Below are 23,504 nucleotides of genomic sequence, written 5' to 3'. Positions count from 1 at the left end.
ATGCGGGCGGAAGACCGCGCACACCTCATCCCGCTCTATCGGCCCGGCGGCCTCGACTGCCTGGCATTCCGCTTCGGAGCCGCGCATGCAAGATTTTCTCGAATTCCAATCGATCTCCAAGGGCTATCCCGGCGTCCAGGCGCTGTCGGATGTCTCGTTTTCCGTGCGCAAGGGTGCCGTCCATGGCCTCATGGGCGAGAACGGCGCCGGCAAGTCGACGCTCATCCGCCTGCTCTCCGGAGACCAGTCCGCCGATGAGGGAGATATCCGCATCGACGGCGAGACGCAGAGCTATCGCTCCGTGCGCGATGCCTTCCGCGCCGGCGTCATCGTCATACATCAGGAGCTGCAGCTCGTTCCGGAACTGACGGTGGCCGAAAACCTCTGGCTCGGCCACTTCCCCGGCAAGGCGGGCGTGATCGATCGCCGCCAGTTGCTTCGCGTCGTCGGCGAGAAGCTCGCGGAAATCGGCATCGACGTCGATCCGTCCGCCAAGATCGCCTCGCTCTCGATCGGCGAGCGCCAGATGGTCGAGATCGCCAAGGCGGTGATGCTCGATGCGCGCGTCATTGCGCTCGACGAGCCGACCTCGTCGCTGTCGTCCCGCGAGAGCGAAATCCTCTTTGCCCTGATCGATCGCCTGCGTTCGAACGGCACTGTGATCCTCTACGTGTCCCACCGGCTCGACGAGATCTTCCGGCTTTGCGACAGCCTGACGGTGCTGCGCGACGGCAAGCTTGCCGCCCATCACCCCGATATTTCCAAGGTCACGCGCGATCAGATCATCGCCGAGATGGTCGGACGCGAGATCTCCAACATCTGGGGCTGGCGGGGCCGCGATCTCGGTGCTGAACGTCTGCGCGTCGAAGCGATCTGCGGCCCGAAGCTGAAGACACCCTTGAGCTTCTCGGTTCGGCGCGGCGAGATCCTCGGCTTTTTCGGCCTGATCGGCGCTGGCCGTAGCGAGATGACCCGGCTGGTCTATGGCGCAGACAGACGCCACCAGGGAACCGTGACGATCGACGGCGCGATCGTTCCGGCCGACAATCCGCCACAATCGATCCGCGCCGGCATGGTGCTCTGCCCCGAGGACCGCAAGTTCGACGGCATCGTCCAGGGGCGCAGCATCGAGGAAAACATGGCGATCTCGTCGCGCCGGCACTTTTCTCCCCTCGGCATCCTCAACCTCAAGAAGGAAGCGGAACTGGCCGACCGCTTCATCGCCAAGCTTCGGGTGCGCACACCGTCCCGCAAGCAGGACATCATCAATCTCTCCGGCGGCAACCAGCAGAAGGTCATCCTTGGCCGCTGGCTTTCCGAACAGGGCGTGAAGGTTCTGATCATCGATGAGCCGACGCGCGGCATCGATGTCGGCGCCAAATCGGAGATCTACGAAATCCTCTACGAACTCGCCGGTCAGGGCATGGCGATCGTCGTCATCTCCAGCGAGTTGCCCGAGGTGATGGGCATTACCGACCGCATCCTCGTCATGTGCCAGGGCCGGATCGCCGCCGATTTCGCGCGCTCGGATTTCGACGAACGCCGCATCCTCGCCGCCGCCCTTCCCGATGTTCCAACCGAGCAGGTTCAGCCGTCATGACTTCCTTGAAAAAACTTCTACTCGGCGAACAGGGTCTGGTCGTCATCTTCGCCGTCGCCTTCGCCATCGTCGCGCTGACGGTTCCGAACTTCCTGACCGAGCGCAACATGCTCGGCCTGCTGCAATCGGTCGTCACCATCGGCATCGTCGCCTGCACGATGATGTTCTGCCTGGCCTCGCGCGACTTCGACCTTTCGGTCGGCTCCACCGTCGCCTTCTCGGGCATGGCCGCCGTCATGGCCTCCAACGCCTCCGGCTCGATCCTCGTTGGCCTGATAGCGGCACTCCTGTGCGGCGGCTTTGTCGGGCTCGTCAACGGCGTGGTGATTGCGCATTTCCGCATCAACGCGCTGATCACGACGCTTGCCACCATGCAGATCGTGCGCGGTTTCGCACTGATCGCGTCGGACGGCCGGGCCGTCGGCATCAACGATCCGAGCTTCTATCAGCTGGCGCTGTCGAAGTTCCTGGGCATCCCGACGCCGATCTGGGTGATGGGTTGCTTCTTCCTCGTGTTCGGCTTCGTCTTGAACCGCACCGTCTTCGGCAAAAACACGCTGGCGATCGGCGGCAACCCGGAAGCCTCGCGGCTGGCCGGCGTCAACGTTTCCAACATGCGCATCTGGATCTTCGCGCTGCAGGGCCTCGTCTGCGCCGTTGCCGGTGTCCTGCTCGCCTCGCGCATCACCTCGGGCCAGCCGAATGCCGCGACCGGTCTCGAGCTCTCGGTCATCTCGGCCTGTGTGCTCGGCGGCGTGTCGCTTGCCGGCGGCCGTGCGGCCATGACCGGCGTAATCGTCGGCGTTCTCATCATGGGCATCGCCGAAAACGTCATGAACCTCCTCAACATCCAGGCCTTCTACCAATATGTCGTGCGCGGCCTGATCCTCCTGCTCGCCGTGCTGCTCGACAATCTGCGTTCGGCCGCCGCCGGTCGTCGCAGCTAGAGTATGACGAAAGACATTGTTCTCCTCGAAAACGAAGAAGGGCTCACCGTCGAGGTGAGCCCGCTTGGCGGCGCGATCCTGTCGGCTCGCTGGCGCGGCATTCCTGTGTTCGCGCCGACGCCGGCACCGGGGCTTGCCTCGCAAGTGTTCGGCGCCGAGGCCAGCTTTCCGTTGGTGCCCTTCGGTAATCGCATCGAGGACAACAGCTTCCAATTCGAAGGGCGCGACTACAGGCTGGAAGAAAACACGACCGATCCGCTGGTCTTGCACGGAGACGGCTGGCTTGGGCGTTGGTCGATCCTGCAGCGCAACCGGCAATCGGTCACTCTTCGCTTTGACCAGGAGGCAAGCGTTGCCACCCCCTTTGCCTATGAAGCGGTACAGACGATCGCCATCGACGGAGCCCGCCTGATCCTCTCGCTCGCCATCACCAACCGCGCCGACCAGACCCTGCCCTATGGACTGGGCTTCCATCCATACTTTCCGCGCACGCCCGAAACGCGGCTCTTTGCTCATGCCGAACGATATTGGAGCGAACGGGAAGGTCATCTGCCAGGCCGCCCCGGCCCCATCCCTCAGGACATCAACTTTGCATCCGGCTCCCCCTTGCCCCCGAAATGGCTGAACAATGCCTTCGACGGCTGGGATGGACGAGCCCGTATCGAATGGCCGGAAACGGGGCTTGCCGCTTCGCTGGAAGCCGATGGGCATTTTCAGTTCTTCGTTCTCTATTCGCCGTCGGCGACAAGCAGCTTCTTTTGCTTCGAGCCGATGAGCCATCGGCCGAACGCGCACCGCGATCAACGAGACGGCGGCCTCGTCCGGCTTCAGCCTCTCCAAACCGTGACGGGAACGATCGCGCTCAGCGTCGAGGACCTGGCGAGCGGGTAGCGGTTCGCAAGGAGCGGTTTCGCATCCGGAACTCCGCAATCGTTTAAAGGCACCCCAGGCAATAGCTGCGATCGATCGTCCGGTCGCGGGGAAGATTGCGTATATCAATGATTCCGTGGAACTTTTTTGAGCAAGCTCCGTTTAGAAGCCGCCACGACCGTGCCGGTCGGTGGTGAGACTGAACAGGAGATATGCATGAATTATGTGACCGCCGCCGCGCTTTCCCTTGCCCTCGTTTCCAGCGCCGCCTTCGCGCAAGAACCCGCAGCAAACGGCGCAGATGCGATGCTGGTCGGCCCCGGCATCACGATGGGCACCGCCGCAACGATGCCGCTGAAATTTGTGGAAATCAAAGACACCGATATCGTCAATTCGCAGCTCATCGGCGTCGATATCTACAACAAGCAGGACGAGACGATCGGCGAGATCTCCGACGTCGTCATCGGCGACGGCAAGTCCGTCATCGGCATCGTCGCAAGCGTCGGCGGTTTCCTCGGCCTGGGCGAGAGCTATGTCGTCATCGACCCGGCGTCACTTGCCCTTGCCAACGACAACGGCACTTGGAAGGCCTATGTCGATACCAACAAGGATGACCTCTCCAAGGCACCCAAGTTCGATTACGGCAAGCTGAAGAAATAAAGACCGGCTGCCGCGCGCGTTCGCTTCTCCGGCGAACGCGTTTTTCGTCGCCGAGGCGCCCTGCACATCCGCCGCTGACGATCGCCTTCAGGAGCGCGAAAGCATTCCATTTTCAGCGATAATAATCGCCAAAACTTAGCTTTCTATTCTCCCAATGTGGACATTTCTGTATAGGCGTGCCAAAAGACAATCTGATTGCGACATGATGTCGTGTTTGCGCAGGCCTTTCTGGTCGGGCGCTTTTCCGTTTCGCTGATCGTTTCATCAGCCTTTCAAACACGAAGGAGAGTGCCCCGCTTCCGGAGCCGGGGCCCAGAACATATGGCACTTCAAACTGAGAGCGACCGCTCGGCCGACGAGCAACCGGTCAAGATCAGTATCAAGAACGTTTTCAAGGTTTTTGGCGAGCGGCCGGACGAGGCGCTGAGCCTGCTTAAGGCGGGTAGCACCAAAGCGGAGATCCACGCCGAGACAGGCTGCACCATCGGCGTCAACAACGCGACCTTCGACATTCGCGCCGGCGAGATCTTCGTCATCATGGGACTTTCGGGTTCCGGCAAATCGACGATGCTGCGCCTCCTCAACCGCCTGATCGAACCGACCTCCGGCTCCATCGAGATCGACGGCAAAGACGTGGCGCGCTTGCCGCGCAGCGAACTGATCGCCTTGCGCCGCCGCGACATCAGCATGGTCTTCCAGTCCTTCGCGCTGCTGCCGAACCGCAGCGTTATCGACAACGCGGCCTTCGGCCTCGAGGTCGCCGGCGTCGGCGAGGCCGAGCGCAAGGCGCGCGCCCGAACGGCTCTGCACGCTGTCGGGCTGGAAGGTTACGACGACAGCCGCCCCGACCAGCTCTCCGGCGGCATGAAGCAGCGCGTCGGCCTGGCGCGAGCGCTCGCCGCCGAGCCTTCGGTACTGCTCATGGACGAGGCTTTTTCCGCGCTTGACCCGCTGATCCGCACCGAGATGCAGGACGAACTCGTTCGCCTTCAGGCTGAACACAGTCGGACCATCGTCTTCGTCAGCCACGATCTCGACGAAGCCATGCGGATCGGCGACCGCATCTGCATCATGCAAAATGGTGAGGTCGTGCAGGTGGGCACCCCGGACGAGATCGTGTTGAAGCCCGCCAACGACTATGTGCGGTCTTTCTTCCGCAATGTCGATGTCTCGCAGGTGTTCCGCGCCGGCGACGTCGCCCGCAAGACGCAGGTGACGATCATCGAGCGACAGGGTGTTTCGGCCGCAGCTGCCCTTGAGCGCATGGAACACTACGATCGCGAGGTCGCCATCATTCTCGGCCGCGACAAGACCTATCACGGCATGATCAGCCGGTCCTCGTTGATCGCGACCGCCCGAGACGGCGCCGCCGATCCCTACCGGCGCGCCTTCCTGCCGGATATCGAGCCGATCCCCGCGTCGGAAAGCTTGTCCAACGTGCTCGGCAAGGTGGCTGCAAGCCCCTTCCCCATGCCCGTCATCGACGAAGCCAACCGCTACCTCGGCTCGATCAGCAAATCCGCGCTGCTCGAAACGCTCGATCGCACCGCCTGATCCAGCCCTTTCGGAGACAATCCATGACTTTCGATATCGGTGACGGCGTCGACAGCGCCGTCAACTACATCCTCGACAATTTCGCACCGCTGCTCGATCTGATCGCCGCCGCCATCGGCACCGTGACCAACAGCATCCAGGCCGCACTTCTCGCCGCCCCCTTGGCCCTCGGGCTCACGATCTTCGTGCTCTTGTCGCTGTGGCGGGTCGGCTTCGGCTTTGCGGTCTTTACCGCCCTTTCCCTGCTGCTGGTCGAACACATGGGCCTTTGGTCCGCAATGATGGAAACGCTGTCGCTGGTTATCGCATCAACGCTCGTCGCCATGCTCATCGGCCTGCCGCTCGGCATCGCCATGGCGCGCAGCGATCGCGTCGCGGCAGCCGTACGACCCATGCTCGACCTCATGCAAACGATGCCGGCCTTCGTCTATCTCATCCCGGCGGCGATGTTCTTCGGCCTTGGCGCCGTGCCCGGGACGATCGCGACGGTTATCTTCTCGATGCCGCCGGTCGTGCGGCTCACCAATCTCGGCATCCGTCAGGTGCATGTGGAGTTCATCGAGGCCGGCAACGCCTTCGGCTGCACCGCCTGGCAGCTGCTGGTAAAGGTACAACTGCCCAACGCCATGCCTTCGATCATGGCGGGCATCAACCAGACGATCATGCTTTCGCTCTCCATGGTGGTGATCGCCTCGATGATCGGTGCGGGTGGCATTGGCAACACGGTCCTGACCGGGATCCAGCGTCTCGACGTCGGAACCGGTTTCGAAGGCGGTCTCGCCGTCGTCATTCTCGCCGTCATTCTCGACCGGATCACCCAGAGCTTAGGCAAGGAGCGCGCCAGCCCATGGCGCGTCCTGTTCCGCCGGCGACAGGAACAACCTCAGACCTCCCCCGTCACGGCCTGACGCCGCGGACTTTCCTATCCATCTGGCGGCGTTCGCGTTGCCGACTGCAAACCTTCGTGAAAGGAGCACCCATGTTCAAGACCCTTGCAACCATCAGCCTTGCGGCCGGCATCGCCGCCGGTACGTTCGGCGCGGCTGCCGCAGAAGAAAAGCCACCTGTCAGGATCGGCTGGGCCGCCTGGTCGGACGCCGAGTTCGTCACCAAGCTCGCCGCAAAACTGATCAAGGACGAACTCGGCCAGGAGGTCGAACTGGTCCAGACGGACATCGCGCCGCTTTACCAGGGTGTCGGTCGCGGCGACCTCGATGCCATGATGATGGCTTGGCTGCCGGAAACCCACGCCGACTACTTCGCCAAGGTGAAGGACAAGGTAACGACGCTTGGGACCGTTTACGACGGTGCCAGGCTCGGCTGGGTGGTGCCGAAATACATTCCCGAAGACGCCATCGCCTCGATCGACGACCTGAAGAAGGACGACGTGAAGGAGAAGCTCAAGGGCCGGATCGAGGGCATCGATCCCGGCGCGGGCCTTACACGCCTGTCCGAGCAGGCAGTCAAGGACTACGCGCTGGACGGATACAAGCTGCAGATCTCCAGTGAGGCCGGCATGCTGACGACGGTTGACCGGGCGATGCGCAAGAAGGATTGGTTTGTCGCCACGGCCTGGAGCCCGCATTGGATGTTCGGCAAGTACGAGCTTCGCTATATCGCGGATCCGAAGAACGCACTCGGCAAGGCCGAACGGGTGGACGTGCTGGCACGCAAGGACATCGAGAAGGACAACCCTGAAGTTTCAGGCCTGCTGTCGCGCATGAAGCTGCCGATCGGCGATCTCGAAGCCGCGATGTTCAACGCCCAGCAGACCTCCTACGAAAAGGCAGTCGACAAGTACATTGCGGATCATCCGGACCAGATCAAAGCCTGGCTCGCCAAGGACGATGGCTGAGCTTGGCCGCCAATGCATGTCGCGCGAAAATGCACAGCGGTTTTGCGGCAACGACATGCATAAAAACAAGGGCTTAAAGCCTGGAATGTGAACCATTTTTCACGCGACGGGCCTTAGTCCGACCGACGCCCGCGCTCTCGTTGCGGGCGTTCCTCCCGACAGAAGGATCATCGACATCATGAACGACATGCTTGCACCCCGCGCCACCGCGGACGCCACAGACGACACGATCGGCGGCCGCATTTCGCTTGCCCGCGATGCAATCAACCTTTCGATCGAACAGATATCCGCGATCGCGGGTGTTACCGAGGAGACCTGGATCAGCTGGGAAAACGACCGCGCCGAGCCGAGGGCCAACCGCCTCGACATGATGGCCGGTATCCTGCAGGTCAACATCGCCTGGCTCCTCGATGGGCGGGGAACTGGACCAGTCGAGGCGAGGTAGTCCGCTGGGACTACCCGTTCGGCCGAACGCCGGAAGAACACCAAGGCCATCGTCGCTACGGCAGCCGCCGCCTTGCTTCCGCCGATCGGGGCCGAGCCCCCCGACGACGTTCCTTGGTCGCCCCTTAAACGGACGCCGCTTCCAGGCGGGCGCCTTCAAAACGCGCGTTCATCGCAAGGATCGATCCGGCATCCGGCATCAGGCATGCGGCCGTCGCCAGTGCGTCGGCGATGGCGGCGGATGGTGCCGAGACCGAGACAGAGCGCCAGTTTGCCGGCGCGGGCATTCCGGTCATGGGGTCGAGGATATGTCCGTCTCTGGCTGCCTGATCGAAGGTCGTGCCGAGAGGGGCGGAGGTCGCGACCGCCCGCTGGCGCAGAGGCAGGCGCTCGCCCGATTCCAGTCGGACCGGCCATCCGTCGCCGCCCGGTTGCCCCCCGAGCGCACGGAACTCGCCGGTATCGATCAGAATGTCCGTCAGTCCCTCAGCTTCAAGCATTGCTGCCACACGGTCGGCAACATACCCCTGCCCGATGCCGTTCAACGTCAGCGCCATGCCCGGATGCAGCGTGATTGCTGCTGCATCAAGCGTGACCTTGCCCCAGCCAACGTTGCCACGCACGCGATCGACGTCCGCCGGGTCGGGTCGCGTGCCGTTTGCAGCCGATTGAGCCCAGAGCGTCCAGAGCGGCTGCACCGTCGGATCGAAGCGCCCGCCGCTTGCCAGGTGGACTGCGTCGGCCAGTGACAGACATCCCAAAAGCTCGAATGGCGGATCTTGAAGATAACCGTCGCGGTTCAGTCGACAAAGCGCACTGTTCGCACGGTAGAGGCTGAAGACGTTTTCCAGGCGGTCGATCTCGGCCATGACCCTGGCGACAATGGCCTCTGCCTCTGGATGCTCGATGCGGATCGAGGCACGCGCGCCAAGCGCCTGACCTGTCCAGAAGCGGGTTGCCGCGTTGGCACGGGCGATGGCGGGCGCTGCTGCGAGAACTGCAGAAATTGCAATCAGGCGGCGTCGGGTCACAAGCATGGGGTTAACCTCCGGCAGGATGGGACAATGCGCGCAGACGGCCGAGATAGTCTCCGTCGTCCGCGCCCGGTTCCGGGCCGGTCTCCACCGGCGTCAAAACCATGGCATCGGTGATATCGGCGAGCGCGAGCACCTGGCCGCCCTCGGCAAGGACGAAGGCCGCAGCCTCGTCGCGGCTTGAGAACGGCACGGCTTCTGGCGCCCCCATGCCGCCTCGCCGGGCAGAACCGACCACGTAGAACGCCTTGTCGGCGGCGATCCAGTTGCCGTCACCGGGCTGGTCCCAGCTTGCCCCTGCAGCCCCCATGTCGTTGACGTAGATAACGAGGATCGGCGCAATCTGCTCCGGGCCGCGCGCATAGGCGATCGCATCGCGCACCTGACTGAAGAAGAGCGGCGCCGGGTTTCCTTCCAGAAAGATCTGCGCCTTCGGGCCGGGGTGCTCCAGAAGGTTCATCTGGCAGTAATGGCCGAGGGTCTCGGGCGTCATGTCCTGCGGCACGATGCTTTGGGCCACGTCCTCCTTGCAGGCGGAAAGCAGCACCAGGGCGGCAGCGACGAGGACGAAGCGAAGTCGGTTCCTCATGGGGTCACCTTTCGGAAGGCTGCGGCGGCCAGTGCGATGGCGGCCAGTGGCCAGGCGAGAAGAGAGGCCGCCGATTGCCAAAGCGGAATCGCGCCGGCGGCGCCACCCAGTCCGCCGGCGGCAGAAACCGCTTGTGCGGCCGAGAGGTTAAAGACGCGGAAGGCATCGGCAGGGTTGGCAAGCAGAGCGACGGGCAATGCGTGTGTGGTGAAAGCACCGCCGCCATCCGTCACGATGAGCGCCAATAGGGCAAGATCGTAGAGCACCACCGCCACCAGCCAGAGCGCGATGGCCAGGCCCGCCGCCCCCGACGGCCTTCGCGCCAAAGCCGAAAGCGCGTAGCCGGTGCCAAGAAAGGTCGCGCCCAGCAGCACCGAGGACCAGATCAGCCGCCAGAGTGCACCAAGCCCTGCGGTCGCTCCAGGATCGAACCAGACGGCTGCGAGCGCCGCGGCGCCATAGCCAAGCGTCACGGCAAGAGCGAGGTTTGCGAGATGCGCCAGAAGTTTGCCGAGCAGGATCTGCAGGCGCGAGACGGGATAGGTGAGAAGCAGTGGCAGCGTGCCGCGTTCCACCTCGCCAGCCACCGCATCGAAACTCATCAGCAATGCCAAAAGCGGGACCAGATAGACCGCAAGCGAGGTGAGCGAGGCGACCGTTACGGAGAGCCGGTCGACGCCGACATCGCCCGTCGGGGCAGAGCCGGCGGCGGCCAGCACCAGGGCGAACAGCACCATCATGCCGGTGGCGATGGAGACCCAGCGATTGCGGAAAGCGATGCGGAATTCGCTGACGGCGGTGGCAAGGATGCGCGTCATTGCCCGTCCCTCCGGCTAAAGTGGCTGTAGATGTCCTCGAGGCTGGGCGGGATGACATCGAGATCGGCAACGGCGCTCCCAAGCGCCGCAATACGGGCAAGAAGCGGCAGTTTTTCCGACTGCGAACCACGAAGGCGCAGGAGGCCGTCCTCCCCTTGCACACCTTCGGGAAAGGTCGCGGCCACTGCCGGCGCATGGCCCGGTGCGGGGCGAACGGAAAAGGCGACCGGAAGGGCCGCACGGGTCCGAAGATCGGCAAGCGTACCCTCGGCCACCAGTTCCCCACCGGAAAGGATGAGGATTCGGTCCGTGCGCGCCTCCACCTCGGTCAACACATGGGAGGAGAGCAGGATGGCGGATCCTTCTGCGGCCAACCCGTCGAGCAGGTCGTAGAAGTCCCGTCGCGACACCGGATCCAGGCCCGAGGTCGGTTCGTCCAGCACCAGCAGACGGGGTCGGCCGATCAGCGTCTGGGCCAGACCCACGCGCTGGCGCATGCCTTTGGAATAGGTCCCGATTCGACGCCGCGCCGCGTGACCAAGCCCGACGCGCGCAAGAAGCTCCATGGCCAGCGCCGGGCTTTCACCGCGCAGCGCGAGATAGTGGCGAAGCTGTTCCTCTCCCGTCAAAGCCGGGTGAAAAGCGACATTTTCCGGCAGATATGCCACCTGGGTCCGCGCGGCGGGCGAACCGGGCGCCGAGCCGCAAACCAAAACCTCGCCGCTGTCGAAGGGGATGAGACCGAGCACGATCTTCATCATCGTTGACTTGCCGGCACCGTTATGGCCGAGCAGTGCCGCGCGCCGTCCCGGCTCCAGCGCAAGGGAAACGGACTTCAGCGCTTCCACCGATTGGAAGCGCTTAGTGAGCCTGGAGATTGTCAGCGTCGGTGTCATCGTAATTTCCTTCAGTCCAGCGCCCTGCGGCCTCCGCCTCGTAGGCAAGGATGTCGGGCGGGACAGGGATGGTCAGGGGGCGCATCAACGGCGCGCTGTCGCGAACGCCTCCAGGCAAGGTGGCGGGAAAATCCCGTTGGCTCCAGCGAACGATCTGCACGGCCGGCGAACCGGTGAGCAGGCCTGCCGCGGGCTGCGACCAGAGGATCTGGTCCATCAGGTCGTTGGGGCGGTAAAAACTGTCGGCAATGCCGTCGCCGTTGAGGTCGAAGGCCGGATGGTCGGACCAGAAGTTGCCCCGCCCTTCATGGCTCCATTCCATGTTGCGGGTGCCGACATATTTGACCTGCTCGCGGTTGGCGATGAAGGCGTTGCCTGTCAGCACATTCTTTTCCGAACCGGCGGTGAAATGAATGCCGATGCCGCAGCTCTCGAAGCGGTTTCCCCAGATCAGGTTCTTGTGGGCGTTGTAGATGAACAGGCATTTCTTCGTGCCGCCGCGCACCAGATTGCCCGACACGTCGGCATTGTTGGCATAGTTCAGCATCAGCCCGTGCTCGCGGTCGCCGAGGCTGAGATTGTTCAGGATCTTCGCGCGATTGGAGAACATGATCGCAAAACCGAGATGGTTTCCGATCGAGATGTTGTCGGAAACCTCGGTGTTGCGGGTGTACATGAAGTGTACCGCAAAACGCAGGTCGCGCATAATGTTGCGGCGATAGATGCTGTCGGCGCTGGCGTTGGAAAAGATGCCGTCGCGACCGTAGCGAATGACATTGTCTTGAAGCAGCGTGCCCGGGCTGTTCCAGACATAGATGCCATTGCCGCGCTCGTTCATGCGGGGGCTGCGCGTGCCGACGATCTCGTTTTCAGAGACAATCGCGCCGCGGCCGCCATGGACGTCGATGCCGTGCATGTTGTCGGTAACGAGCAGTTTCTCGACACGGGCGCGATCGGCGCCCTGAACGATTTTGACCCCGGCGTCGAGATCCTGGTTGATGCGACCCGAACCGGTGACGGTGAAACCTCTCAAGGTGACGTCCGGCGCGGCAATCGTCACCACGCTACCCTGCTTGAGCCCATCAACGACCGCCCCGCGCGGACCAGTGATCGTCAGTGGGCGGTCGATGGTAACGGGGCCGCGATAGGCCCCGTCGGTCAGTGTCAGCACATCGCCGGGCTCCGCCCCGGCGATGGCTTCCGCAAGACTGCCCGCACCCGGCACGACTGCGCGCTCCGCCGCGAAGAGCGGAGAGGCGAGAAGCAGACCGATCAGGAGAACGGACAGCCGCATCGATCAGGCGTCCTTCGGTTCCACGAACATGCGGCCGCGCATTTCCATGTGCAGGGCATGGCAGAACCATTGGCAATAGTACCAATAAACGCCAGGGTTGGCCGCAACGAAGGTGACGGAGCTCGTCTGTTGCGGGCCGACCTCCATCGCCACGCCGTGATTGCCCATGGTGAAGCCGTGGGTGAGATCGTCGATCTCGTCGAGATTGGTGACGATGACCGTGACCTCGTCACCCTCCTTCACCGTAAAGCTCGGCTGGCTGAAGCTGGGCGCGACCGAGGTCATGTAGACGCGAACCTTGTTGCCGTCGCGGATCACGGCCTCGGTCCACTCGTCGATGTCGACCTCATCGGCCTCGGCCTGCTTGCGCGTTTCGGCCCACAGCGGATCCTTGCGATCCCAGACCGAGCGGATGTTCGGCAGGATCGAGGGGGAGACTGCGATGGCATCATGCGGCTCGGCGAAGGTCGGGCCGTCATGAACCAGCACCATCTTGTCACCGGAAATGTCGATCAGCTGATCGTTTTCCGGCTTCAGCGGGCCGACATTCAGGAATCGGTCCTTCGAGAACTTGCAAAGGCAAACGAGCCAGTCGTTCGCGGCATCCAGCGTTTCGCCCATCACCGTCTTCAGGTGGCCAGGCTGGTACTGAACGTCGAGCTTGTCCTTGATCGGATTGATCTTTTCACCGGCGTAGGCGCGGATGGCCTCATCGATGTTCCACTTCACCACCTGGCTGTCGAGGAACAGCGAGGTATAGGCGTTGCCACGGCCGTCGAAGGCGGTGTGCAACGGGCCGAGGCCCAGCTCCGGCTCCGCCACCACGGCGCTGCGCGGCTCGGCATTGTCGTAGAACAGGGCATCGAACTTCGTCACGTCCAGCACGGTGACGGTGGGCGAGAGCTTGCCGGCGACGCACAGATGCTTCCTGTCCGGCGCCATGTTGCAGCCGTGCGGGTTGTTGGCGATCGGGATGTAGCGCGTGAAAAGCGACTTGGCTTCCTTGCGCCCGTCCACCACCTTGACGCCGTTGATCTCCTCGTATTTTCCGGCCGCAATCGCCTTCTCGATTTCGGCGATGTTGAAGACGACGATGTGGTCCATCTCGGACTTGGTCATCTCTTCCAGCGTCATGCCCATTTCGGAGTTGTAGCTGGTGGAGAACGCCCACTTGCCCTCGTAGTCGGCATCGCAATTGTCGAGGTTGCCCGAGACCTTCACCTGCCAGGCCACTTCCCACTTGTCGGCATCGACAGCGGTGAAGATGTTCACGTAGGTCGCCACGTCGGTCATCGTCGAGCCGTCGTTGACGAGCGGGGCCTCGTCCTCGCCGTTGCAGAACACGTAGTTCGAACGCGGCCATTTCTGCGGACGCATGCCGTGGATGCCCTTGGCGTTGGGGATCTCCAGGATGGCGTCGGTCTTCATCACGTCGCAGCGCACGCGCGCCACGCGCGTATTGGCCTTGTCGTTCATGAACAGAAAGCGGCCGTCATATTTGCCGTCGGTGAAGGACATGTGGACGTGGTGCAAGTCGCCGTTGTCGTGGATTTTCTTGCCGTTGGCGGCAAGCTGCTTCTTCGTCTTCTCGGACATCGTGCGCTGATGGATCCGGATCGATTCATTGGTCTGCCCCCAGCCGGTGGCCGAGCAACGGTTAAACACCGGCACCCGCATCAGCTCGCGCATCGATGGAATGCCGAGAATGCGCATCTCGCCGGTCTGGCCGGAGGACCAGAAGCCGTAATAGTCGTCGAGCTTGCCCGGGGCGACCGAACCGTCCGCGCCTGCCGCCGCACGGGCCGGCGTCGCCAGTCCTGCAGCGCCGAGGCTGAGGGCGGCCGGCCCGACCGTGCCCGCCAGGATGGCGCTGCCTGCGGTCGCGCTGAAGAGCGCTCGGCGGCTTAGTCCCTTGTGTTCCTTTGTTTCCATGATCTGGTTCCTTTTTGCTTGAACCTTGGCTTCGATTAAACTTTGGCTGCGGGTTGATGGGTCGGCACGCCGCCCGGGCTTGCAACAAGCTTCGCCCGCGACTTCATCTTCTTGATCACGACGGGGCAGACGGTTTCCGACTGGTAGAGCACCTGGCAGTGCAGGCAGTTGATGCACTCGTTCGGATTGATCTCGCCGGTTCGGTGGATCGCCTGCACCGGACATTGGTGGGCGCAGGTCTGGCAGGGGTTTCCGCATTCATGGTAGCGCTTGAGCCAGTCGAACATGCGCATGCGCGCAGGGATCGCGAGCGCCGCACCGAGCGGGCAGAGATAGCGGCAATAGAACCGCTCGACGAAGAGCCCGGCGACAAGAAGTGCGACTGCATAGGCCACGAACGGCCAGGCGCGGATGAACTTCAGGATGATCGCAGTCTTGAACGGCTCGATCTCGGCCAGATGTTCCGCCTGCTCGACGCTCATCAGCGAGACCCCGAAAAGACCGAGGAAGATCATGTATTTGACCGGCCAGAGCCGCTCGTGCAGGCCCCATGGCAAAGTCCATTGCGGGATGCGCAGCTTGCGCGCGATCTGGTTGGTCAGCTCCTGCAGGGCGCCGAAGGGGCAGAGCCAGCCGCAATAGGCTCCCCGTCCCCAAAACAGGAGCGCTGCGGCAACGGCAAACCAAAGGATGAAGGTCAGCGGGTCGAGCAGGAAAGCCTGCCAGCTGAAGCCGTTGACGAGGCTCCCGAAGAGCGCCATCAGATTGACGACGGAAAGCTGCGCGTTGGCGTACCAGCCGAGGAAGACCAGCGTCACCGTCAGGAAGATGATGCGGAAGATGTAGAACGCCCGTGCGTTTCTGACCGCATAGGTCTGGAAGAAGAACACACCCGTCAGCACGACCAACATGGCGCCGAGTACGACGATCTTCAGCTTCGAGTCATCCCAGATGCGTTTCCACAGGTCGGCCTGTGCCGTGCCCTCGTCACGATCGACTACGGCGGCAACCTCCTTCACCGGTGGCGCGACAGCATGCAGATACTTCTGCGGCAGCTGGTACCCCAGATCGAAGGTATGAAAGACCTTTTCGACCGGTCCAACCTCGCGGTGCGCCAGAAGCTGTATGCGGAATGGTTTTGTCGGATCGAAGCCAAGGCCTGCCTTGATGCGAAACAGGTCCATCTCGTTGTATTCCGGCGCGCCGGCAAGGGCGATTGCCCCCAGGCGGCGGTGGTCGCGATCGCGGAAACGAACGGAAACATCGTCCTGGATCAGCACGATGCGATCAAAGATGCCGCCGCGCACATAGCCAGACCCCTTGAAGGAATAGAGCCCGCGTCCGACCACGGCGATCGCGTGCTCGCCTTCGCCGAGCCAGGACTGAAGGTTTTTCTCTTCGGCCGGCCCGAGAAGGGCCTTGCCGATCGCGGGGACCGAGACCAGTGCCGCCTGCATCTCGATGAACGTCGTTTCCGGCGCTTGCGCAATCGCGCGCTCGCGGGCGCGTTCATCGGGATGGCCGGCGAAAGCAGCATTGACCTGGGCAACGTCGAGCGACAGGCGGCGCAGCGTGCCGTCGCCTTCTGCCTCGACCCAATCGGCCGGCGCGACGGCCGCGGGATCGATCTCAAAGCGCGGGCCGGCGTTGCCTGCTTCCGGCGTCAGTCCGCCAAGTCCGAGCGCGCGCGCGACCTTAAGCCCGGACCGGACGATCGAATCGTCGATCACCATGACCGTCACCGTCGCGCCCGAGATGATATCCACCTCATGGGTCGTGCCGCCGGATTTCGCCTCGGCGACGAGATCGAGGCCAGCATAGCCGGCAACCAGCGCCTTTACCTTGGCGTCCGGAATGCCGATGAGGACGATGGGCTCGGAGTGTTTCACCAGCCGGACGCCGACAATCTTCGCATCCTTGTCCACCGCGACAAGCGTATGGATAGGCTTGCCGGAATAGCCCGTCGTTCCGACGAAATCCGAGGTTACAAAGACCCACGCCACTGTCTCGCCGCCCTTGAGCACCGGGGCCACCGCCACATCATCACGCACGGCGCCGAAACCGTCTGCGCCCGGCACGAGATCCGAAGCGGAGGTGGTCGGCAAAAACTCCTGCAGCACCGATGCCGCACTGGCGGATACGGCGCCGCAAAGGCTGAGGCAGAGCAGAAGGACAAGACGGAAGAGTTTCATTCCAGGGCATTTTCCCGCAAATCGTTGCCGGAGCATTGGAACGTTGGCGCGGGACAATCGTTGATCTAGCGCAAACAACCACAGCTTCGTCGATCGCGATCTTCGCTTGGCACGACGCTTGCAGGCTGGCGGCCTTGAGCTTGAGTTGGGTTCGGCACCGTGCCGTGGATCGGCCGGCGCCAGTGCAAAATTTTCAAAGTCGAGATGGATGAAATCGGATGGGTCGGTCCATGGCCTGCCCACCACGGTATCTTCCGGAAGACGGCGGGCGGCTCGTCGACCACGGCCACTGCAGGAAGGCGATCGAATTCCGACTCACACGCCGCAAGGCCGCAGCCGCCCCACCTTTCAACAGTGTCTTTCAGCGGCGAACGAGCCTCCGGAACCGAACGCCGGAGGCCCTTTTGCGTGCACAAACATTTCTCAAAGTTCCGCTGCTTCAAGTTGGGCGAAGCGATGCCAAAGAAACCTGCCGGGGCTCACCCTGCCGAGCGCGCTGTTGGTGAGAGAACCGCCCCCTCGGCTGCATCGATGCCGGCGAACCGTGGAAACAGAACGCTGTTTTCGAGATGCATATGCGTGACGAGATCGTCGCAGAATTTTTGAACCCCGACATAGAGCGCCGTCCAGGACCTGCAGGCCCCGTCGGGAAGCGCAAATCCATGCGTCAAATGCTCGATCACCGCGAGGCTCCGGCTTTCGCATGCATGATCGTCCCGCATGCCGGCAATCAAATGCCCGATGTCCGGATCGGGCTCATGGCGCATCATGGGAAAGAGCGCGAGCTCTTCGCGCGCCATATGGGGAAGAAGGTGATCCTTGAGCTCGACCAGCGCGTCAGCCAGGCCGAGGGGCGCGGAGCGATGCGCGCCGTGGACGTGCTCCACCTTTTGCGCAAGCGGGATCAGCCATTCCAGATCGGTGCGGTGCGTCTGGTGATAACGCTCCAGAATATGCGCGATAAGCTCGCCGGTCGCATCCGGAGCTTCGCGTCTTGCAGCAAGCTCCAGCGCCTGAAGCCGGGCGAGCAGATCAGCGACCTCTATGCCCGCATCCGCAGCCGCTTGCGCAAGCGGTACGTCGCCGCCACAGCAAAATCCGATACCGGCCTGCCTGAAGAGTTCCGCGGCGCCGGGAAGCTCGCACGCAATCGTTCCAACGGCGGTGTCCAAAGTATACTCGGTCAATGTGCTCTCCCTGATGCCCGAAGGGTCATGATCCGCAATCGATGCGTTGCTGAAGGGAGAAGCTGGCGCAGTTTTTTCAATCGTTCTTTGTCGAAACGCAACTTCGTTCCGGAGCGATCCAATACTTCCGACCAATGCCGCATGCGCCAAGTTGCAGCAAGTCGTGTTTGGTTCATCCCGCCTCTGCCCCAATTTCCACCCGCAACCTCACCAGCGCGCTAACCTTTGCGACATTGCCTGCGCGGAAGCGCCCAGCACGAGAACCGAACAGCATGTTCCAAGGCGGCCGTAGAGCCTTGGCTCTCGACGAGCGATAGAGCTTGTCGACCTTCTTGTTGCGCGATGCGACCGTCTCGCCCGCCACCCCCGTTGACAGCAGGAAAAACCACTCTTACGTTACACCTGTATACAGGTATAGCTGTCTTTACCTGTTCAAGGAGGGGAAGAAATATGCTTCGGTCTTATCTCGCGGCAGCGCTCGCCTGCGCCGCCGGTCTTGCAATCACGTCACATGCTCAGGCCGGTCCGGTTTTTGATGAAGTGGTCTCTGGCGGCAAGCTCGTCTGCCTGGTCAGCCCAAGTGCGCCGGGCTTCTCCGTGCCCGACAGCGCCGGCGTCTTCCAGGGTTTCAACGCTGATTTCTGCCGCATGGCGGCCGCCGCCATCCTCGGCGATGCGAGCAAGGCGGATATCCGCGGCATCGGCTTTTCCGACTCGCTTAAAAGCCTGGTCTCGCGGCAGGCGCACATGGCCTCCCGCTCGGTCACGGAAACCGGCACGCGTTCTGCCGACCCTGGCCTCGCCTTCGTCGCGACCACATTTTATGACGGCCAGGGCTTCATGGTGCCGAAGGCGCTGGGCGTGAAATCAGCAATGGAGTTGAAGGGCGCAACGATCTGCGCCGAGGACGGCTCGACGACACTGCTCAACATCGCCGACTGGTTCGCCGCCCAAGGGCTCACCTACAAGGTCGAGAACATCGCCGACAAGACCGCACGCTTGCAGGCGTTCTTCGCCGGCAAGTGCGACGCCTACGCCTCCGACATGACGGCGCTTGCCGCCGACCGTCGCCTGGCCAAGGATCCCGACGACTATGAACTCCTGCCGGAGATCATCTCGGCCGAGCCGCTGACGCTGGTGACCCAGCCGGATGAAACGCTGGAAAAGGCAGTGCGCTGGGCCTTCCAGGTCATGCTGAACGCCGACGAACTCGGCATCAATTCCAGCAATGTCGATGCGGCAATCGCCGATCTCGACAAGCAGCCGAAGGCCGTGCAGCGTCTTTTCGCCAAGGACGGCGCAACCGCCGACATGGCCGCCAAGATGAAGCTCCCCGCCGGCTGGGCCTACCAGGTCATCAAGCAGGTCGGCTCCTATGGCGAAGTGTACGACCGCCATCTCGGTCCTGCGACGCCTTTCAAGCTCAAGCGCGATGGCACCCAGAACGCCTCGACCACCAATGGTGGCCTGATGTACGCCTATCCGATACGGTGAGGAGAGCGGCCAGAAGGAGGAGCGGCGGCGTGACGGATATCGACGGACCCATATCCATCCGCGCCACCGTCGATTGCCCAGCCGGAGGACGCCTCGTAACCCTCGGCGCACCCGGCCTGATGATCAGTCCGCGCGGCGAGGTCTGGGTGGATCCCGAGGGCATCGACGAGACGCTCGCCGCGCTTGCTGCCCGCGGAACCGATCTCTTTTTGTTTCTGGCGCGCGACAGCGACTGCCCGCCCGACTACCGCATCCTGCTGCGCAAGCATGTCAGGCAGACAGGCATGGCGTTTGCGGCCTTGCCGATCGACGATTTTTCCGCGCCCGGCCAAACGTGGATAAAGGCGTGGCGGCGGTTGGAGGGGCGTGTTTGCACTCTGCTTGCCGCGAACCGGGCCATTGCGCTGTGCTGCAGCTATGGTGCTGGACGCAGCGGTATGATCGCCGCGCATATTCTCAATGCGCGGGGCCTTTCGGTCGACGAGGCCCTGTCGACAGTGCGCCTCGCTTTTCCCGAATCGGTCGAAAGCCCGCTTCAGGAAGACTGGCTATACAACCAGAACAACGGCCGCGCCGACGCGCGCCAAAGCATAGGAAGGGGGAAAGCGTGAGCTTGCCGCAAACATCGAGATCCGGTCCGCCCCGCTCGGAGGACATGCTGCAGGAGTTGCGCTTTCGCATCTGCACGACCCACCCCGATACGCCCATGATGCTGCACGAAGGCAAGCTGGCGCAGGAGTTCGGCGTCAGCCGCACCCCGATCCGCCAGGTCCTGCAGCGGCTTTCCTTCGAGCATCTCCTCGAAACGCGCTCGGGCGTCGGCACGGTGGTCAGCACACTCGATCCCGCCCAGCGCAACCTGCATTTCACCATGCTGTCGGACATGCTGAACCTGTGCACGCGATGCTGTGCGGCGAATTTCGCCATGCCCGCCCGCGTCCAGCTCGCCACCATCGGCGAGCTCGCCGCCAACCCCGGCGAGGCGCCCGTCGAAAGCTACTTCACCATCCGCGCCTGCCTCCTCGAACTCGTCTCCGGCCTGGTGCTCGATCCGATTGCCGCCGAAGCCCATGCGGCCCTGCACTGGCGCGTGATCCGCTGGCGCATGCAAGCCGCACACGACGATCTCGAGACCGCGTTCAGAGCGCTGCGCACGACAGTCACTGCGGCCTTAACGGCGCAGACGCCGACCCACCTTCTCTCGGAGCTCGCAGCGGAAACCGCATGACCAATACACATTTCCCGCGCCCCCTCCGGCTGCCGTCTGGCATTGCCGGCACGCTCTGGCTCGGGCCTATGCCCGGCCGCCTGCGGCCGTTTTCCGACGACATGGACGATCTGCGCGCGCAGAAGATCAGCCGCATCGTCAGCCTTACCCCGCTTGCGGAGATCGAGGAAAAGGCAACGGACTATGCTGCAAGCCTTGCCGCAGGGACGGACATTCCCGTCGTGCGGTTCCCGATCGCGGATTTCGGCGTGCCCGCGGACGAGGCCGGGCTCTTCGCCCTCGCCGGCGAGACGGCGCAGGCGCTTGCCTCCGGCGAGCGGGTTTTCGTTCATTGCGCGGCCGGCATAGGCCGCACCGGCACCTTCGCCATCTGCATTCTGCGCGCTTTCGGCCTTGATCTGACGCAGGCCACCGCCCTTGTCGCCAGCGCTGGCTCGGGGCCGGAGACCGAGGCGCAGAAGGCGCTGGTCGCCCGCTTTACCCTGCCTGCCGAAACCAATCCCTGAGCACGCCCATGGACCGGAAACTGCAAATTCCCCACGCCCCGCAGGACGGTCCGCCCAAGGCAAGGCCGGCCGTTTCCCTCGCCGATATCGGTGTCGGCGTTGCGATCCTCGCGGCCTTCACCGTCGTCGCCTTCAACGTCCACTCCAACATGCTCGCGGCCGGCATCCAGCCCGGCTTCGCCTTCCTCACCCAGCAGGCCGGTTTCGACCTTAGCGAAACACTCATCCCCTATGGGGCGAATGACACCTACCTGCGCGCCATCTTAGCCGGACTTGCCAACACCATCGTCGTCGCCGTCGCGAGCCTCGTCATCGCATCGCTTGCCGGCCTGCTGCTCGGCCTTCTCAGTGTCAGCGCGTCGCCGCTCGCGCGCCTCTTCGCGCTCGCTTACGTCGAACTCTTCCGCAACCTGCCGAAGATCCTGGTCCTGCTGGTCATTTTCGTTGCCGCTGTGAACGGTCTGCCCGCCATCCGGCAGGCGTTGATCCTTGGACCTTTCACGATCTCGAACCGGGCGATCTACCTGCCCTGGCTTTCGCAAGATCCGCGCAATACGCTCTGGCTTTTCGCAAGCATCTTTCTCGTCCCAGCGCTCATCTGGCTGTGGGCACGCCATGCCGCCCGCCGCCAGGCCCTCACCGGCCGACGCCTGCCCGTTCTGACGGTCGCACTGGCCCTATGCTTCGCCGTCCCGGCGGTGCTTGCCATCGTGCTCGACGCGCCGCTTGGGCTTACCTTGCCGATACTTCAAGGGTTTTCGGTGGAAGGCGGCGTCGCCCTTTCCATCCAGTTCTGCACGGTGGCCGTCGCACTCGGTCTTTATCACGGCGCGCAGATCGCCGAGGTGCTGCGCGGCGGCATCGAGGCCATTCCCAAAGGCCAGATCGAAGCCGCAGGGGCGCTCGGCCTCAAGAGCGGCCAGACCACCCGTCTCGTCGTCGTGCCCCAGGTGCTGCGCACCGTCGTTCCACCGCTCAACAACCAGTTCGCCAATCTCCTGAAGAACACCTCGATCTCGATTGCCGTCGGCTATTCAGATCTCATGTCGGTCGCCGGCACCGCAATCAACCAGACCTTCCGGCCGCTCGAAACGATGCTGATCACCATGTCGATATACCTGCTGCTTTGCCTTGCGCTCACCGGCGTGCTGAACTATTGGAGCGCCCGTATTCGCGCCCGGGAAGGAAGGGGCGCGCGATGAGCGGAGCGACACAACCGATCGGCCCGAGCCGGATTTCTGCCTGGCTGCTGAGGCAGGGTTCCCGACCGGGCGCAAGCCTCCTCTCCCTTGCAAGCGGCGGCCTCGTGCTCGCCATTCTTTGGGTTGTAGCCGACTGGCTCGTGCTGGCGGCCGTACCGCCCTTTGCCGATCCGGCAGTCTGTGCCGAGGCTTCCGGCGCCTGCTGGCCCTTCTGGGTGGAGAAATCCCGCTTCATCCTGTTCGGCACCTATCCGTTCGACGAACAGTGGCGGCCGATGCTCGCATCGCTGCTGCTCCTTGGCCTTTCCATCGCCACCGGCCAGATGGCTGTCAGCCGGCGCTGGCCGGACATGAGGCTATTCGCGGGACTCTGGCTGGCGGGCATGGCCGCGTCCTTCACGCTGATGGGCGGCGGCGTCCTCGGTCTCGCTCCGGTCGATGCCTCCCGTTGGAACGGCCTGCCGATCCTCCTCATCCTTTCCACCATCGCGCTCGCCCTTGCCTTGCCGGTCGGCGTGCTGCTCGCGCTTGCCCGATACCAGACGCGCCATAGGCTGCTGCACCGCGCCGCGGGCGCCTATGTCGAGATCATGCGCGGCGTGCCGATGGTGACGCTGCTGTTCGTCGGGGTTTTCGTGCTGCCGCTGACGCTCCCCAAGGGCACGAGCATCGACCCGATCGTGGCGGTGCTGATCGCCCTCGTCTTCTTCCATGCCGCCTATTTCGCCGAGGATGTGCGAAGCGGCCTCATGGCTCTGCCGGCCGGCCAGCATGAGGCCGCCTCTTCGCTTGGTCTCGGCTTTTGGCCAACCGCCCGTCTCGTGCTCCTGCCACAGGCCACCGAACGAGCCATGCCCGCGCTCGTCAACAGCACCATCGGCGCCTACAAGGACACGTCCCTCGTCGTGATCCTCGGCCTGCACGATCTCAGCGCCACCGCGCGCATGGCCTTCAGCGACGTTGCCTGGGGCAACCAGGCACTCGAGGCCTATGTCTTCGTTGGCGTCTGGTTCCTCGTCTCCTGCTCCTACCTCTCCTGGATCGGCCGACGACTTGCCAACAAGAGCGTAAATGCCCGGCGTCGGAGCGACTGACGGCCCGCAACGTCTGGGCGTTCAAGCACCGCGCACGCGCGACGCCTTTCAACGACGATGTCGAAGGTGGTTTGGTTAGGGCCAACAGAACAAGCCGCGCGCCGTTGC

Annotated in this window: 22 protein-coding genes; 14 read left to right on the top strand and 8 right to left on the bottom strand. The window is 63.3% G+C overall.

The genetic code is table 11. From position 1 onward, the window contains the following. Positions 1-85 precede the first annotated feature (85 nt). From araG to JVX98_RS29410, 8 genes are all read left to right on the top strand, one after another. Positions 86-1,600: an L-arabinose ABC transporter ATP-binding protein AraG gene (gene araG, locus JVX98_RS29445; protein ID WP_205239956.1), complete on the top strand. Its 1,515-nt coding sequence runs from the start codon at positions 86-88 to the stop codon at positions 1,598-1,600. Then, entirely contained in the window at positions 1,597-2,547 is a 951-nt protein-coding gene (gene araH, locus JVX98_RS29440) for an L-arabinose ABC transporter permease AraH (protein ID WP_029742703.1), read from the top strand. The genes araG and araH overlap by 4 nt, the downstream gene beginning before the upstream one ends. 3 nt (positions 2,548-2,550) lie before the next feature. Beyond that, positions 2,551-3,438: an aldose 1-epimerase gene (locus JVX98_RS29435; protein WP_205239955.1), complete on the top strand. Its 888-nt coding sequence runs from the start codon at positions 2,551-2,553 to the stop codon at positions 3,436-3,438. Positions 3,439-3,633: 195 nt separating this feature from the next. Further along, on the top strand, positions 3,634-4,077 hold the full coding sequence (locus JVX98_RS29430) for a PRC-barrel domain-containing protein (RefSeq protein WP_246765120.1): 444 nt from the start codon (positions 3,634-3,636) through the stop codon (positions 4,075-4,077). A gap of 321 nt (positions 4,078-4,398) precedes the next feature. Continuing rightward, positions 4,399-5,631 (top strand): glycine betaine/L-proline ABC transporter ATP-binding protein ProV, encoded by a 1,233-nt coding sequence (gene proV / locus JVX98_RS29425; RefSeq protein WP_205239954.1) that lies wholly within the window; start codon positions 4,399-4,401, stop codon positions 5,629-5,631. A gap of 23 nt (positions 5,632-5,654) precedes the next feature. After that, positions 5,655-6,539, top strand: a complete 885-nt coding sequence (locus JVX98_RS29420) for a proline/glycine betaine ABC transporter permease (RefSeq protein ID WP_205239953.1) — start codon at positions 5,655-5,657, stop codon at positions 6,537-6,539. A 71-nt stretch (positions 6,540-6,610) separates the two neighbouring features. Next, complete coding sequence (locus tag JVX98_RS29415) at positions 6,611-7,486, top strand: glycine betaine ABC transporter substrate-binding protein (RefSeq protein ID WP_205239952.1); 876 nt, start codon at positions 6,611-6,613, stop codon at positions 7,484-7,486. A 178-nt stretch (positions 7,487-7,664) separates the two neighbouring features. Continuing rightward, positions 7,665-7,931, top strand: coding sequence for a helix-turn-helix domain-containing protein (locus tag JVX98_RS29410; RefSeq protein ID WP_246765119.1), 267 nt, complete (start codon positions 7,665-7,667; stop codon positions 7,929-7,931). A 124-nt stretch (positions 7,932-8,055) separates the two neighbouring features. On the opposite strand, the gene JVX98_RS29405 is transcribed toward JVX98_RS29410, so the two are convergent. The 8 genes from JVX98_RS29405 to JVX98_RS29370 all read right to left on the bottom strand — a co-directional run bounded on the left by JVX98_RS29405 (position 8,056) and on the right by JVX98_RS29370 (position 17,872). After that, positions 8,056-8,967, bottom strand: a complete 912-nt coding sequence (locus JVX98_RS29405; RefSeq protein ID WP_205239951.1) for an FAD:protein FMN transferase — start codon at positions 8,965-8,967, stop codon at positions 8,056-8,058. 4 nt (positions 8,968-8,971) lie between these two features. Further along, a complete protein-coding gene (locus JVX98_RS29400) occupies positions 8,972-9,553 on the bottom strand; it encodes a nitrous oxide reductase accessory protein NosL (protein WP_205239950.1) in 582 nt (193 codons plus the stop codon). Then, a complete protein-coding gene (locus tag JVX98_RS29395; RefSeq protein ID WP_205239949.1) occupies positions 9,550-10,371 on the bottom strand; it encodes an ABC transporter permease in 822 nt (273 codons plus the stop codon). Before JVX98_RS29395 ends, JVX98_RS29400 begins: the two co-directional genes overlap by 4 nt. Continuing rightward, positions 10,368-11,267, bottom strand: coding sequence for an ABC transporter ATP-binding protein (locus tag JVX98_RS29390; RefSeq protein WP_205239948.1), 900 nt, complete (start codon positions 11,265-11,267; stop codon positions 10,368-10,370). The genes JVX98_RS29395 and JVX98_RS29390 overlap by 4 nt, the downstream gene beginning before the upstream one ends. Further along, a complete protein-coding gene (locus JVX98_RS29385) occupies positions 11,233-12,561 on the bottom strand; it encodes a nitrous oxide reductase family maturation protein NosD (RefSeq protein ID WP_205239947.1) in 1,329 nt (442 codons plus the stop codon). Before JVX98_RS29385 ends, JVX98_RS29390 begins: the two co-directional genes overlap by 35 nt. 3 nt (positions 12,562-12,564) lie before the next feature. After that, positions 12,565-14,493 carry a TAT-dependent nitrous-oxide reductase gene (gene nosZ / locus JVX98_RS29380; protein WP_205239946.1) on the bottom strand — a complete coding sequence of 643 codons (1,929 nt, stop codon included), beginning with the start codon at positions 14,491-14,493 and terminating at the stop codon, positions 12,565-12,567. Between the two features lie 35 nt (positions 14,494-14,528). After that, positions 14,529-16,685 carry a NosR/NirI family protein gene (locus tag JVX98_RS29375; protein ID WP_205239945.1) on the bottom strand — a complete coding sequence of 719 codons (2,157 nt, stop codon included), beginning with the start codon at positions 16,683-16,685 and terminating at the stop codon, positions 14,529-14,531. 479 nt (positions 16,686-17,164) lie between these two features. Beyond that, complete coding sequence (locus JVX98_RS29370) at positions 17,165-17,872, bottom strand: DUF542 domain-containing protein (protein WP_205240069.1); 708 nt, start codon at positions 17,870-17,872, stop codon at positions 17,165-17,167. A 450-nt stretch (positions 17,873-18,322) separates the two neighbouring features. Between JVX98_RS29370 and JVX98_RS29365 the strand changes: the two genes are divergently transcribed. The 6 genes from JVX98_RS29365 to JVX98_RS29340 are packed head-to-tail and all read left to right on the top strand — an operon-like array spanning position 18,323 to position 23,396. Then, complete coding sequence (locus tag JVX98_RS29365; protein WP_205239944.1) at positions 18,323-19,366, top strand: transporter substrate-binding domain-containing protein; 1,044 nt, start codon at positions 18,323-18,325, stop codon at positions 19,364-19,366. Positions 19,367-19,395: 29 nt separating this feature from the next. Then, complete coding sequence (locus JVX98_RS29360) at positions 19,396-19,977, top strand: hypothetical protein (RefSeq protein WP_205239943.1); 582 nt, start codon at positions 19,396-19,398, stop codon at positions 19,975-19,977. Next, positions 19,974-20,594 carry a GntR family transcriptional regulator gene (locus JVX98_RS29355; RefSeq protein ID WP_205239942.1) on the top strand — a complete coding sequence of 207 codons (621 nt, stop codon included), beginning with the start codon at positions 19,974-19,976 and terminating at the stop codon, positions 20,592-20,594. The genes JVX98_RS29360 and JVX98_RS29355 overlap by 4 nt, the downstream gene beginning before the upstream one ends. Next, on the top strand, positions 20,591-21,100 hold the full coding sequence (locus JVX98_RS29350) for a protein-tyrosine phosphatase family protein (protein WP_192449104.1): 510 nt from the start codon (positions 20,591-20,593) through the stop codon (positions 21,098-21,100). The genes JVX98_RS29355 and JVX98_RS29350 overlap by 4 nt, the downstream gene beginning before the upstream one ends. Positions 21,101-21,108: 8 nt before the next feature. Continuing rightward, positions 21,109-22,302 carry an ABC transporter permease subunit gene (locus JVX98_RS29345; RefSeq protein ID WP_205239941.1) on the top strand — a complete coding sequence of 398 codons (1,194 nt, stop codon included), beginning with the start codon at positions 21,109-21,111 and terminating at the stop codon, positions 22,300-22,302. Beyond that, positions 22,299-23,396 carry an amino acid ABC transporter permease gene (locus tag JVX98_RS29340; RefSeq protein WP_205239940.1) on the top strand — a complete coding sequence of 366 codons (1,098 nt, stop codon included), beginning with the start codon at positions 22,299-22,301 and terminating at the stop codon, positions 23,394-23,396. The genes JVX98_RS29345 and JVX98_RS29340 overlap by 4 nt, the downstream gene beginning before the upstream one ends. Positions 23,397-23,504 lie beyond the last annotated feature (108 nt).

The organism is Ensifer sp. PDNC004, from assembly GCF_016919405.1.
GTDB lineage: Bacteria > Pseudomonadota > Alphaproteobacteria > Rhizobiales > Rhizobiaceae > Ensifer.
The sequence above is the reverse complement of the archived record's forward strand: the minus strand, read 5'-3'. Positions and strand labels throughout refer to the sequence as shown.